This is a genomic window from Providencia sp. PROV109 (assembly GCF_033681625.1).
In the GTDB taxonomy this organism is placed as follows: domain Bacteria; phylum Pseudomonadota; class Gammaproteobacteria; order Enterobacterales; family Enterobacteriaceae; genus Providencia; species Providencia hangzhouensis.
Map to the genome: position 1 here is coordinate 1,460,902 of NZ_CP096320.1, position 14,403 is coordinate 1,475,304.

Annotated in this window: 12 protein-coding genes; all 12 read left to right on the plus strand. The window is 43.1% G+C overall.

Going from position 1 to position 14,403, the window contains the following annotated elements:
• Window positions 1-333 precede the first annotated feature (333 nt).
• The 12 genes from sdhC to ybgE all read left to right on the plus strand — a co-directional run bounded on the left by sdhC (window position 334) and on the right by ybgE (window position 14,269).
• Window positions 334-723, plus strand: a complete 390-nt coding sequence (sdhC, locus tag M1F25_RS06690) for a succinate dehydrogenase cytochrome b556 subunit (RefSeq protein WP_004256840.1) — start codon at window positions 334-336, stop codon at window positions 721-723.
• Window positions 717-1,061, plus strand: coding sequence for a succinate dehydrogenase membrane anchor subunit (gene sdhD / locus M1F25_RS06695; protein WP_004256832.1), 345 nt, complete (start codon window positions 717-719; stop codon window positions 1,059-1,061). Before sdhC ends, sdhD begins: the two co-directional genes overlap by 7 nt.
• Complete coding sequence (gene sdhA / locus M1F25_RS06700; protein ID WP_042848296.1) at window positions 1,062-2,828, plus strand: succinate dehydrogenase flavoprotein subunit; 1,767 nt, start codon at window positions 1,062-1,064, stop codon at window positions 2,826-2,828. It abuts the gene before it with no gap.
• Between the two features lie 35 nt (window positions 2,829-2,863).
• Complete coding sequence (locus M1F25_RS06705) at window positions 2,864-3,580, plus strand: succinate dehydrogenase iron-sulfur subunit (RefSeq protein WP_004256824.1); 717 nt, start codon at window positions 2,864-2,866, stop codon at window positions 3,578-3,580.
• A gap of 498 nt (window positions 3,581-4,078) precedes the next feature.
• Entirely contained in the window at window positions 4,079-6,892 is a 2,814-nt protein-coding gene (sucA, locus tag M1F25_RS06710; protein ID WP_004256820.1) for a 2-oxoglutarate dehydrogenase E1 component, read from the plus strand.
• Window positions 6,893-6,906: 14 nt separating this feature from the next.
• On the plus strand, window positions 6,907-8,118 hold the full coding sequence (gene odhB, locus M1F25_RS06715) for a 2-oxoglutarate dehydrogenase complex dihydrolipoyllysine-residue succinyltransferase (protein ID WP_004256815.1): 1,212 nt from the start codon (window positions 6,907-6,909) through the stop codon (window positions 8,116-8,118).
• 132 nt (window positions 8,119-8,250) lie between these two features.
• Complete coding sequence (gene sucC / locus M1F25_RS06720) at window positions 8,251-9,417, plus strand: ADP-forming succinate--CoA ligase subunit beta (RefSeq protein WP_004256812.1); 1,167 nt, start codon at window positions 8,251-8,253, stop codon at window positions 9,415-9,417.
• The gene (gene sucD / locus M1F25_RS06725) at window positions 9,417-10,289 is read left to right on the plus strand and encodes a succinate--CoA ligase subunit alpha (protein WP_004256808.1); all 873 of its coding nucleotides are present in this window, start codon (window positions 9,417-9,419) and stop codon (window positions 10,287-10,289) included. The genes sucC and sucD overlap by 1 nt, the downstream gene beginning before the upstream one ends.
• Window positions 10,290-11,128: 839 nt before the next feature.
• Window positions 11,129-12,697, plus strand: a complete 1,569-nt coding sequence (gene cydA / locus M1F25_RS06730; RefSeq protein WP_004256799.1) for a cytochrome ubiquinol oxidase subunit I — start codon at window positions 11,129-11,131, stop codon at window positions 12,695-12,697.
• A gap of 14 nt (window positions 12,698-12,711) precedes the next feature.
• Window positions 12,712-13,851, plus strand: coding sequence for a cytochrome d ubiquinol oxidase subunit II (cydB, locus tag M1F25_RS06735; protein ID WP_096865175.1), 1,140 nt, complete (start codon window positions 12,712-12,714; stop codon window positions 13,849-13,851).
• Window positions 13,852-13,862: 11 nt separating this feature from the next.
• On the plus strand, window positions 13,863-13,976 hold the full coding sequence (gene cydX / locus M1F25_RS06740) for a cytochrome bd-I oxidase subunit CydX (RefSeq protein ID WP_004256792.1): 114 nt from the start codon (window positions 13,863-13,865) through the stop codon (window positions 13,974-13,976).
• Window positions 13,977-13,981: 5 nt separating this feature from the next.
• Window positions 13,982-14,269 carry a cyd operon protein YbgE gene (ybgE, locus tag M1F25_RS06745; RefSeq protein ID WP_004256791.1) on the plus strand — a complete coding sequence of 96 codons (288 nt, stop codon included), beginning with the start codon at window positions 13,982-13,984 and terminating at the stop codon, window positions 14,267-14,269.
• Window positions 14,270-14,403: the final 134 nt, after the last annotated feature.

A 14,403-nucleotide genomic window follows, 5' to 3' on the forward strand; every position in this document is an offset into this window, starting at 1 on the left:
AGATAATTCTGCCAGACCTATATGTAAGATAAATGTTGAATCATTGTCAAATAAGATAAGCACATTTATACAAAATGTTTAAATCGTGATCCTTCTCACTGTTCGGGCTAAATGTCTCCAAACATTTTGTGTGGGAATTGTAATGGCATTGTGAAGACTTTATACTAGCGGCAGGTCTCCGGATTACCCTGTAGTAGGAGTTCCCAGCGTGATCAGTATGCAACTTTATTTAAACATGATGGATTAGAGTTTGTGTTAAGTTGCATTTTGTACCCCCTGTCGCTGTCTGATTTCCACCCCAGGTCCGGAGGATGGAAAATAATAAAGAGCTGTGTGGGCAAAATTGTGAAAAAACAAAGACCTGTCAACCTTGATTTGCAGACGATTCACTTCCCGATCACTGCAATATCTTCGATCTTGCACCGTGTCTCTGGCGTCATTACTCTCATCGCAGTTGGTATTCTGCTTTGGTTGTTAGGGACATCTCTCTCCTCTCCAGAAGGTTTTCAATACGCGTCTGAAATAATGACTGGCTTTTTTGCTAAGTTCATTCTTTGGGGCATCTTGACGGCTTTGGCTTACCACATCTGTGGTGGTATTCGTCATATGCTAATGGATTTCGGTTGTGTTGATGAAACGCTTGCTGCTGGTAACTCATCTGCAAAAATTACATTTGTCATTACCGTGATTTTAGCAATTCTGGCGGGGGTTTTAGTATGGTAAGTAATGCTTCAGCTTTAGGCCGTACTGGTATCCAGGACTGGCTATTAATCCGTGGTTCTGCGATTGTCATCGCGCTCTATGTACTCTACATTGTTGGTTTTGTTGCTATTAATGACATTACCTATGACGTCTGGCGTGGTTTTTTCGCCTCTTCTGTGACGAAAGTATTCACTATCCTCACGTTGTTCTCGATTCTTGTCCATGCGTGGATTGGCATGTGGCAAGTGCTGACTGACTACGTTAAGCCTTTAGCAATTCGTTTAGTGTTGCAACTGGCTATCGTTGTAGGTCTGTTGGCTTATTTAATTTACGGAACAATTGTTGTGTGGGGTGCATAAATGAATCTGCCAATCAGAGAGTTTGACGCTATCGTTATCGGTGCTGGTGGCGCAGGTATGCGTGCTGCACTGCAAATTTCACAGTTGGGTCTGTCATGTGCTCTGCTGTCAAAAGTCTTTCCAACCCGTTCTCATACTGTTTCAGCGCAAGGCGGTATTACTGTTGCGTTAGGTAATACTCACCCTGATAACTGGGAATGGCACATGTACGATACCGTGAAAGGTTCCGACTACATCGGTGACCAAGACGCTATTGAATACATGTGTAAAACAGGGCCAGAGGCTATCCTTGAATTAGAGCATATGGGGTTGCCATTCTCTCGCCTTGATGACGGAAGTATTTATCAACGTCCATTTGGTGGTCAGTCTAAAAACTTCGGTGGTGAGCAAGCTGCACGTACTGCGGCTGCGGCTGACCGTACTGGCCACGCACTGTTACATACCTTGTATCAGCAGAACTTAAAGAACCACACGACCATTTTTTCTGAATGGTATGCCCTTGATTTAGTTAAAAACCAAGATGGCGATGTTGTAGGTTGTACTGCAATTTGTATGGAAACAGGCGAATTAGTTTATTTCAAAGCGAAAGCAACTATTTTAGCAACCGGTGGTGCTGGGCGTATTTACCAATCAACCACTAACGCACACATCAATACAGGTGATGGTGTGGGGATGGCTGCTCGTGCAGGTGTTCCACTACAAGATATGGAAATGTGGCAGTTCCACCCAACGGGTATCGCAGGTGCGGGTGTTCTCGTTACTGAAGGCTGCCGTGGTGAAGGTGGTTACTTGCTGAACAAAGACGGTGAGCGTTTCATGGAACGTTATGCGCCGAATGCGAAAGACCTTGCGGGGCGTGACGTTGTTGCGCGTTCTATCATGATTGAAATTCGTGAAGGTCGTGGTTGCGATGGCCCATGGGGTCCACATGCTAAACTGAAATTGGATCACTTAGGAAAAGAAGTTCTGGAATCTCGTTTACCGGGTATTCTTGAGTTATCTCGTACCTTTGCTCACGTTGACCCAATCAAAGAGCCAATCCCAGTAATTCCTACTTGCCACTACATGATGGGCGGTATTCCGACTAAAGTTACAGGCCAAGCCATTCGTTATAACGAAAAAGGTGAAGATGAAGTCATTCCTGGCTTGTTTGCAGTCGGCGAAATTGCCTGTGTATCAGTACACGGCGCTAACCGATTAGGCGGTAACTCACTCCTCGACTTAGTGGTATTTGGTCGTTCAGCGGGTCTGCATTTGAAAGAGTCCATCATGGAACAAGGTTCAATGCGTGATGCGTCTGAATCTGATATCGATGCAGCGATGACTCGTTTTAACCGTTGGGAAGGTGCACGTACTGGTGAAGACCCAACTGAAATCCGTAAAGCACTGCAAACCTGTATGCAGCATAACTTCTCGGTATTCCGTGAAGGTGATGCCATGGCGAAAGGTTTAGAAGAGCTGAAAGTGATTCGTGAGCGCCTGCAAAATGCACGTCTTGATGATACCTCGACTGAGTTTAATACTCAGCGTATCGAATGTTTAGAACTGGATAACCTGATGGAAACGGCTTATGCAACGGCACAAGCTGCAAACTTCCGTACAGAAAGCCGTGGTGCGCATAGCCGCTTTGACTACCCAGAGCGAGATGATGCGAATTGGTTATGTCACTCATTATATTTACCGCAATCTGAAACGATGACGCGTCGTGAAGTCAACATGCAGCCAAAACTGCGTGAAGCCTTCCCACCGAAAATTCGTACCTACTAATGCGTGGTGTTAATCCAGTTGCGGAGAAATAAACTATGAAATTACAATTTTCGATTTATCGCTACAATCCTGATGTGGACAACGCACCACGTATGCAAGATTACACGCTAGAAGTTCCTGAAGGGCGTGACATGATGTTGCTGGATGCGTTAATCCAAATTAAAGAGCAAGACCCAACATTATCCTTCCGTCGTTCTTGTCGTGAAGGGGTATGTGGTTCTGATGGTCTGAACATGAACGGTAAAAACGGGTTGGCATGTATTACGCCATTATCCGCGTTAATCCGTGGTGGGAAGAAAATTGTCATTCGTCCATTACCAGGTCTGCCTGTTGTACGTGACCTGATTATCGATATGACACAATTCTATACCCAATATGAAAAAATTCGTCCATATCTTATTAATGATAATAAGAACCCACCGGCGCGTGAGAATTTACAAACTCCTGCACAACGTGAAAAACTCGATGGTTTATATGAGTGTATTTTGTGTGCATGTTGTTCGACTTCTTGCCCATCTTTCTGGTGGAATCCGGACAAGTTTATCGGGCCTGCAGGCTTGCTGGCGGCGTATCGCTTCTTAATTGATAGCCGTGATACAGAAACCGATTCGCGATTAGATGATCTGAACGACGCTTTTAGTGTCTTCCGCTGTCATAGCATCATGAATTGTGTCAATGTATGCCCTAAAGGACTAAATCCAACGAAAGCTATCGGTCATATTAAATCTATGTTACTAAAACATAGTGCTTAATGATGCATATTTAACCCGCAGTGCTCAGGTGCTGTGGGTTAAAATGAAATAGCACAAAATAAAAACATAAGTTAAAAGAAGCGCGTAAAGTAAAAACAATGACATGATTTAAATGCGCGGAAGCTCACAAAAGCGCGAAAACGAAATACCAACAAAGAGCGTCAGAAAGTAACATTGTCACCCATAAAAAGTAGTACTTATTAAAACGTTGTCATTACAAAAGCGTAAAAAAGTGAAAGCAAAGAAAGTAACAGCAAAAAGTAGAAAAAATAGCCAACTGCAAAAAAAGATGAAGACGACAGCCCAAGCATAGGGGCCTTTAAAAACCGCAGCCAGTTTTTAAAGGTTCCTTAAAAGGGAAACCCTTACTGATAAAGGGCCTCCCAAAGAGAGAACATGCATAAAGCACGTCCAAGAGAACCTTTATCGAGGTCGCTTAAATGCGGCGATTAGTTAACCACGGCGAAAACTAAAGCTTTAAAAGCTTAAGGGATCACAATGCAGAACGGCGTAATGAAGGACTGGCTGGATTCAAGCTTTCTGGCAGGCGCGAACCAGACTTATATAGAACAGCTCTATGAAGATTATCTGACTGACCCTAACTCTGTCGATGCCGAGTGGAAAGCAATTTTTGATCAACTACCTGGTGCGGCATTAGGTACTAGCGGTGAACAATTCCACTCCCAAGCGCGCGATTACTTCCGTCGCTTAGCAAAAGACTCTACACGTTATCACACCTCTGTTAGCGATCCAGCTATCGACGCAAAACAAGTCAAAGTTTTGCAATTAATCAATGCGTTCCGCTTCCGCGGGCACCAAAATGCGAATCTTGACCCGTTAGGTCTTTGGAAACGTGAATCTGTTCCAGATTTAGACCCAGCATTCCACAACCTGACGAAAGAAGACTTCAACGAAACCTTCAATGTGGGTTCATTTGCTATTGGCAAAGAAACTATGAAGCTGAGTGAGCTATATGAGCACCTGAAACGTATTTATTGCGGTTCTATCGGTGCTGAATATATGCATATCACAAATACAGAAGAAAAACGTTGGATTCAGCAGCGTCTTGAATCTGTAGACGTATCTAAAATTTTCTCAGTAGAAGAGAAAAAACGCTTCTTAGCAGAATTAACGGCAGCTGAAGGGCTTGAGCGTTACATTGGGGCTAAATTCCCAGGTGCCAAGCGTTTCTCATTGGAAGGTGGTGATTCACTAATCCCAATGCTGAAAGATTTAATCCACCACGCAGGCAAGCAAGATACCCGTGAAGTTGTTTTGGGTATGGCTCACCGTGGTCGTTTAAACGTTCTAGTTAATATCTTAGGTAAAAAACCTGGCGAATTATTTGATGAGTTCGCGGGGAAACATAAAGACCACTCTAGTGCGGGTGACGTTAAGTATCACCAAGGTTTCTCCTCTGATTTTGAAACCGCAGGTTCTCGTGTTCACTTAGCATTAGCATTTAACCCATCTCACCTTGAGATTGTTAGCCCTGTAGTTATTGGTTCAGTACGTGCTCGTCGTGACCGTCTGGATGAAGGCCGCAGCAATATGGTTCTGCCAATTACCATTCATGGTGACTCAGCAGTAACTGGCCAAGGCGTTGTGCAAGAAACATTAAATATGTCTCAAGCACGTGGTTATGAAGTTGGCGGTACTGTACGTATCGTAATTAATAACCAAATTGGTTTCACTACTTCAAATCCAAAAGATACACGTTCAACCGAATACTGTACTGACATCGTTAAAATGGTGCAGGCGCCAATTTTCCACGTGAATGCAGATGACCCTGAAGCAGTGGCATTTGTAACACGTTTGGCACTGGATTTCCGTAACACGTTCAAACGCGATGTTATGATTGATTTAGTATGCTATCGCCGTCATGGTCATAACGAAGCGGATGAGCCAAGTGCAACTCAGCCAGTGATGTATCAAAAAATCAAACAGCACCCAACACCACGTAAAATTTATGCAGACCGTTTAATTGCAGAAAATGTGTTAAGTGCTAATGATGTCACTGAAATGGTTAATCTGTATCGTGATGCGTTAGATGCGGGTAACTGTGTGGTTGAAGAATACCGTGAAATGGGTCTGAACTCATACACATGGGCTCCATATTTAAACCATGAATGGGATGCATCATACAAATCAACCGTTGATATTAAACGCCTAACTGAACTGGCAACTAAAGTCAGTACTATTCCAGAAGGCGTGGTTGCGCAATCTCGTGTTGAGAAAATCTATGCAGACCGTGCCGAAATGGCGAAAGGTGAAAAACTTCTCGACTGGGGCGCCGCTGAAACTTTAGCGTACGCAACATTGGTTGATGAAGGTGTTCCTGTACGTTTATCGGGTGAAGATGCGGGCCGTGGTACATTCTTCCATCGCCATGCAGTTATTCACAATCAAACGAATGGTTCAGTTTACGTCCCACTGCAGAATATCCATAACGGGCAAGGTGTTTTTAATGTTTGGGACTCTGTTCTGACTGAAAACGCCGTATTAGCATTCGAATATGGTTATGCAACGACAGAACCACGCGCATTGACTATTTGGGAAGCACAATTCGGTGACTTCGCTAACTGTGCGCAAGTGGTTATCGACCAATTCATTAGCTCTGGTGAGCAAAAATGGGGTCGTATGTGTGGTCTGGTAATGCTACTGCCTCATGGTTATGAAGGTCAGGGGCCAGAGCACTCATCTGCACGTTTAGAACGTTACCTGCAACTGTGTGCTGACCAAAACATGCAAGTGTGTGTGCCATCAACACCAGCTCAGGTTTATCACATGTTACGTCGCCAAGCCTTACGTGGCATGCGCCGTCCTCTGATTGTGATGTCACCAAAATCTCTGCTGCGTCACCCGTTAGCGGTTTCTAGCATGGAAGAATTGGCTAATGGTACATTTGAGCCAGTTATCGGTGAAATCGATGAAATCAATCCGAAAAATGTGAAACGCGTCGTTCTGTGTTCAGGGAAAGTCTATTACGATCTGTTAGAACAGCGTCGTAAAAATGAACAAACTGACGTTGCTATCGTGCGTATCGAACAGCTATATCCGTTCCCACACGAAGATATCCAAAAAGCGTTGGCGCAATTTACTGATGTAAAAGACTTTGTATGGTGTCAAGAAGAGCCATTAAACCAAGGTGCTTGGTATTGCAGTCAACATAATTTCCGTGAAGCTATCCCAGCTGGGGCAACTTTACGTTATGCAGGTCGAGCTGCTTCTTCATCTCCAGCAGTTGGCTATACGTCCGTACACCAGGAACAACAAAAAGCCCTGGTTAATGACGCTTTGAACATTGAATAATTAAAGGATAGAAAATGAGTAGCGTAGAAATTCTTGTTCCCGATCTTCCTGAGTCCGTTGCAGATGCTACGGTTGCCACATGGCATAAAAAACCAGGTGACAGTGTTCAGCGTGATGAAGTACTGGTTGAGATCGAAACAGATAAAGTCGTTTTAGAAGTTCCTGCAAGCGAAGCGGGTGTATTAGAAGCTATCGTTGAAGATGAAGGTGCAACAGTATTGTCTAAGCAGTTACTGGGTCGCATTCGTTTAGGCGATAGCACTGGCATTCCAGCTGAAGTGAAAGAAGCACAAGAGTCAACACCTGCACAACGTCAAACTGCAAGTTTAGAAACAGAAAGCAACGATGCGCTGACACCAGCTATTCGTCGTTTAATTGCAGAGCACGATTTAAACCCTGCGGATATCAAAGGGACTGGCGTTGGAGGTCGTTTAACTCGTGAAGATGTTGAAAAACATTTAGCGGCAAATAAATCTGCGACACCTGCGGCGAAAGCACCAGAAGCGCCACAAGCGCCATTAGCGCACCGTAGTGAAAAACGTGTTCCAATGACTCGTTTACGTAAACGTATCGCAGAGCGCCTGTTAGAAGCGAAAAATACGACTGCAATGCTGACGACGTTTAACGAAGTCAACATGCAACCAATCAAAGACTTACGTAAACAATATGGCGAAGTATTCGAAAAACGTCATGGTGTCCGTTTAGGCTTTATGTCTTTCTATGTTAAAGCTGCGGTTGAAGCACTGAAACGCTACCCAGAAGTGAATGCTTCTATTGATGGCGATGATGTGGTTTACCATAACTATTTCGATATCAGTATTGCTGTATCAACACCACGTGGTCTGGTAACGCCAGTGCTGCGTGATGTCGATGCAATGAGCATGGCTGATATCGAGAAGAAAATTAAAGAACTGGCTGTCAAAGGTCGTGACGGTAAATTAACTGTCGAAGACTTAAGTGGTGGTAACTTCACTATCACTAACGGTGGCGTATTCGGTTCTCTGATGTCTACACCTATCATTAACCCACCACAGAGCGCGATTTTAGGCATGCATGCGATTAAAGACCGCCCTATGGCTGTAAATGGTAAGGTAGAAATTCTTCCTATGATGTATTTAGCACTGTCTTACGACCACCGTTTAATCGATGGTAGTGAGTCAGTTGGCTTCTTAGTCGCTATCAAAGATATGCTGGAAGACCCAACTCGTTTACTGCTGGACGTATAGCAACATAACAGGGCAGGGTACAACTTGCCCGGTCTGAAGTAACCGATGCAACCCGTTCGCGGGTTGCTAAATCAGTAACAATTGCAGGAGGCGAATAAACGCCTCTTCAGACTCAATTATGGATAGAACATCATGAATTTACACGAGTACCAGGCAAAACAGTTGTTTGCACGTTATGGGATGCCTGCACCGACAGGTTATGCCTGTTCATCAGTTGCTGAAACCGTCGATGCAGCTAAAAAAATTGGTAACGGCCCATGGGTAATTAAATGCCAAGTTCACGCTGGTGGACGTGGTAAAGCGGGTGGCGTGAAAGTCACTAGCGATATCAATGAAGTTAAAGCGTTTGCAGAACACTGGTTAGGTAAAAACTTAGTTACCTATCAAACAGATGCTAATGGCCAACCAGTAAACCAAATTTTAGTTGAAACTGCGACTGACATTGATAAAGAACTCTATTTAGGTGCTGTTGTTGACCGTAGCACTCGCCGCGTTGTGTTCATGGCTTCTACCGAAGGTGGCGTGGAAATTGAGAAAGTCGCAGAAGAGACCCCAGAGTTAATTCACAAAGCGATTATCGACCCATTGACTGGCCCAATGCCTTTCCAAGGTCGTGAGTTAGCATTCAAATTAGGTCTAACTGGCAAACAAGTTAGCCAATTTGCAAAAATTTTCATGGGTCTAGCAACATTATTCCTAGAACGTGATTTAGCATTAGCTGAAATCAACCCACTGGTTATCAGCACTGCGGGTGATTTAGTTTGCTTAGATGGTAAATTAGGTATCGATAGCAACGCGTTATATCGCCAACCTGAAATCCGTGAACTGCGTGATGAATCACAAGAAGATGCGCGTGAAGCACAAGCAGCTCAGTGGGAACTGAACTATGTTGCATTAGACGGCAACATCGGTTGTATGGTTAACGGTGCAGGCCTTGCAATGGGTACGATGGACATCGTTAAATTACACGGCGGCGCACCAGCTAACTTCTTAGATGTTGGCGGCGGCGCGACAAAAGAGCGTGTAACTGAAGCATTTAAAATCATTCTTTCTGATGAAAACGTGAAAGCGGTTTTTGTTAACATCTTTGGTGGTATCGTTCGTTGCGACCTGATTGCAGACGGCATCATTGGTGCAGTTGAAGAAGTTGGCGTAAATGTACCGGTAGTTGTGCGTTTAGAAGGTAACAATGCAGAGTTAGGTGCTAAAAAACTGGCAGATAGCGGCTTGAACATCATCGCTGCAAATAGCCTGACAGATGCAGCTAAGAAAGCAGTAGCAGCAGCGGAGGCTAAATAATGTCTATTTTAATCGATAAAAACACTAAAGTAATTTGCCAAGGTTTCACTGGTGGTCAAGGTACATTCCACTCAGAACAAGCGATTGCTTATGGCACGCAAATGGTCGGTGGTGTGACTCCAGGTAAAGGTGGCACTGTTCACTTAGGTCTACCTGTGTTTAACACTGTTCGTGAAGCTGTAGAAGCAACGGGGGCAACAGCCTCTGTTATCTATGTTCCAGCACCATTTTGTAAAGATTCTATTTTAGAAGCTATCGATGCAGGCATTAAACTGATCATCACCATCACTGAAGGTATCCCAACGTTGGATATGCTGACAGTGAAAGTGAAATTAGACGAAGCAGGCGTTCGTATGATTGGGCCTAACTGCCCAGGTGTTATCACTCCGGGTGAATGTAAGATTGGTATCCAACCTGGTCATATCCATATGCCAGGTAAAGTCGGTATCGTTTCGCGTTCAGGTACGTTGACTTATGAAGCTGTTAAACAAACAACAGATGCAGGCTTAGGTCAATCAACTTGCGTAGGTATTGGTGGTGACCCAATCCCAGGTTCAAACTTCATTGATATCCTGAAATTATTCCAAGCGGATCCGCAAACTGAAGCTATCGTCATGATCGGTGAAATCGGTGGTAACGCAGAAGAAGAAGCGGCGGCTTATATTAAAGAGCACGTCACTAAACCTGTTGTCGGTTACATCGCAGGTGTAACTGCGCCAAAAGGCAAACGTATGGGGCACGCAGGTGCAATCATCGCTGGCGGTAAAGGCACAGCTGATGAGAAATTTGCTGCATTAGAAGCGGCTGGTGTGAAAACCGTTCGTAGCCTTGCAGACATCGGTGATGCAGTAAAATCATTACTGAACAAATAAGTGATTCGCTAGGCAACTAGCAAGAGTAAGAGACGAAAGCCCGTGCTCATGTGAGCGCGGGTTTTTTTATGGTTTACAAAAACATTTCAAACAAATTTTATGTGGTTATGCGGTTTTCTGAAAAGAGTGTCTATACTTAAAAATGCGTATTACAGGCTTATATGAAGGAAAATTGATAATGAGGGGCAACTAGACGAGTAGGGGGCGCTAATCGCATTTTGTGCAAAAAATAGCAAAATTGCGGCATGTCAATTTTATAATATTGACGACAATTCAATTAAACCAATATAACCGTTTAGTTGATAAAAACGGCTATATTAATAAAATTCATAATAAGTTTAAAATAAGATACTATTACAAATTAAATATTCTTTTTTCGAGGCTTTAATTCAATGATTATATTTTTTGTTAATCTTTGGAAAAATTAAGAACATTTGTATCATTATCAATAACAGCATTTTAACAAGTAAATAACCATTAATTGACTGACAGGTATATCAATTAACAACAGGAAAAAAATTGACGTAAATCAATTCATTGCCTCTGGCTTTATTTGTTCAAATTGCTTAAATTGGTGCTCGATCAAATACTCGGTTTTCTATTAAAGGGTATAATTATTGATGTAAATTCAGAATTCAAATATGAGTCACGTAAAAGAAGTTTATTGTGTGTGAAGATAGGCGTACTATTATTATAGTAACGTTTGTTCTTTTAATTTTGTTAATTATTTGTTGTTTTGAGGCATTTTTTGCTGGTAGTTAAGAGGCTTTCTAAGTATTTAAAACTGGAAGCTGGGTTGCCGCAAGTCGGTGTCTTCCTGCTAGGAGCAAGGAGTCAAGATGTTTGATATTGTCGAACTGTCACGATTACAGTTTGCCTTAACTGCGATGTATCACTTCCTGTTCGTACCATTAACGCTAGGTATGGCGTTTTTGCTTGCGATCATGGAAACGGTATATGTACTGTCAGGCAAACAAATTTATAAAGATATGACTAAGTTCTGGGGTAAGTTATTTGGTATTAACTTTGCTCTGGGTGTTGCAACGGGTTTGACCATGGAGTTCCAATTCGGTACTAACTGGTCTTACTACGCTCACTACGTTGGAGATATCTTCGGTGCACCTCTTGCAATCGAAGGTTTGATGGCGTTCTTCTTAGAATCTACCTTTGTTGGTTTATTCTTCTTTGGTTGGGATCGTTTAAGCAAAAAACAACACCTTGCTGTAACATGGTTAGTTGCTTTAGGTTCTAACTTCTCTGCTCTGTGGATTTTGGTCGCGAACGGTTGGATGCAAAACCCAATCGCTGCTGATTTCAACTTTGAAACCATGCGTATGGAAATGGTTAGCTTCTCTGAGCTAGTCTTGAACCCAGTCGCACAAGTTAAATTCGTCCACACAGTTGCTGCAGGTTATTGTACCGGTGCAATGTTTATCTTAGGTATTAGCTCTTACTACCTGCTTAAAGGTCGTGATGTTGCTTTTGCTAAGCGTTCTTTTGCAATTGCGGCAAGTTTTGGTATTGCAGCGGTTCTATCTGTTATCGTTCTTGGTGATGAATCAGGTTACGAAATGGGTGACGTACAAAAAACGAAACTTGCAGCCGTTGAAGCTGAGTGGGAAACTCATGCTCCTCCAGCCGCGTTTAACTTAATCGCTTGGCCAGATACCGAGAAACAAGAAAATAAATTTGCTATCTCGATTCCTTGGGCGATGGGTATCATTGCAACCCGTTCTGTCGACACACCTGTTTTAGGCTTGAAAGACCTAATGAAACAACACGAAGTTCGCATTCGTAACGGTATGATTGCATACGGTCAGTTACAAGAACTTCTTGCAGGTAATAAAGATCCTGAACTGCGTGCGGCATTCGAAGCAAGCAAAAAAGATCTTGGATATGGTCTTCTGTTAAAACAATATGCACCAAATGTTGTTGATGCAACTGAAGCTCAAATCCAAAAAGCAGTGAAAGATAGTATTCCTAACGTTGGGCCTCTGTTCTGGGCATTCCGTATCATGGTTGGTGTTGGCTTCCTGTTACTGTTGATTATTGGCTGGGCATTCCTGTCAGTAGTTCGTAACCGTATTGGTCAAAATAAACTATTGCTGCGTATTGCACTACTCGGTATTCCATTACCATGGATTGCAATTGAATCGGGTTGGTTCGTTGCTGAATATGGTCGTCAGCCATGGGCAATTGGTGAAGTGTTACCGGTTTCGGTTGCACACTCCAACTTGACAACCCATGACCTGATCTTCTCTATGGTATTGATCTGTGGTCTGTACACACTGTTCTTAATTGCTGAAATGTTCTTAATGTTCAAATTCGCTCGTAAAGGGCCAAGTAGCCTGAAAACCGGTCGTTACCACTTTGAACAGAAAAACACTTCTGCACACGACGTTCAGTAAATAGGAGTCCACTTATGTTTGATTATGAAGTTCTTCGATTTGTGTGGTGGATCCTTATCGGTGTATTACTGATTGGGTTTGCTGTCACAGATGGCTTTGACATGGGCGTTGGCTTCTTATTACCTATCTTAGGTAAAACAGATACTGAACGCCGTATCATGATTAACGCTGTTGCACCTCACTGGGATGGTAACCAAGTTTGGTTAATCACTGCGGGTGGTGCTATGTTCGCTGCATGGCCACAAGTTTATGCTGCGGCATTCTCCGGCTTTTATGTCGCTATGATTTTGGTATTAGCAGCATTGTTCTTCCGTCCGGTTGGTTTCGACTACCGTTCAAAACTGGAGAACCCAAAATGGCGTAATATGTGGGACTGGGGTCTGTTTATTGGTGGTTTCGTTCCACCATTAGTTATCGGTGTTGCGTTTGGTAACCTGTTATTAGGTGTTCCACTACAAATCGATAACCAGCAGTACCTGACTTATACAGGTAACCTGTTTGGTCTGCTAAACCCATATGGTCTGTTAGCGGGTGTTGTCGGCTTAATGATGATTGTGACGCAAGGTGCAACTTATTTGCAAATGCGTACCACGGGTGAACTGTACTTACGTGTTCGTAAAGCGACTTATATCTGTGCATTAGTTACTTTAGTTGCTTTCGCAGGCGCAGGTGTTTGGTTAGTAATGGGTATTGATGGTTATGTTGTTACTTCAACTATCGATACATTGAGTGTTTCTAACCCACTAAACAAGACAGTCGCAGTTGAATCAGGTGCTTGGTTGACTAATTTCAACACTTACCCAATTCTGTGGGCGTTGCCTGCTCTGGGTGTAGCACTACCGTTAGTCACAATGCTGTTTAGTAAAGCAGACAAAAATGGTTGGGCGTTTGTGAGTTCTTCATTAACTATCGCTTGTATCATTTTAACCTGTGGTGTAGCAATGTTCCCATTCATCATGCCTTCAAGCATCATGCCAAACGCAAGTTTGACCATGTGGGATGCAACATCTAGCTTGTTTACACTGCAAGTGATGACTGTTGTTGCTATTATCTTTGTTCCAATCGTACTGGCATACACCGCATGGTGTTACTATAAAATGTTCGGTCGTTTGGACAAAAACTTCATCGAAGGCAACAAGCACTCACTGTATTAAGGAGCATAACTATGTGGTATTTCGCCTGGATCCTCGGCACGCTGTTAGCTTGTAGTTTTGCAGTGATTGCAGCATTAGCATTAGAGCACTCAGAAGACTCTAAAACAGCTAAAGATGGTGAGTAATAAAAATGCTGGTGGATAAAACCTATCAGCTATTGGATAAGGGGCCGATAAGGGCCCTTATCCTTATTTTAGCTTTAGTAACTGCAGGTGCAGTCATGTGGGATCCAACCCTATTTGCTGCGAAAACGAGTTCATTTCAGATATGGCAAGGGCTGTTGTTAATATGGGCAACATGTACCGCGATGATTTTTGGTGTGGGTTTTAAACCTAAAAAAGTTATCTTCCGTGCAATTTTCCATCCATTGCCAGCTGCCATCATTCTTATTTGGGGACTTTTTCAGGTCTTTAGATAATTCTAATTGCTAATTATGGGTCAATGGACCCATAATTATTTTTGATATCTTTACTTTCAAAGTGATTCCAAACTGGCACTGTCTTGCGTATAGTGGCACCGTTAATTAATTTAACCTAAGACGGAGTGATTGTT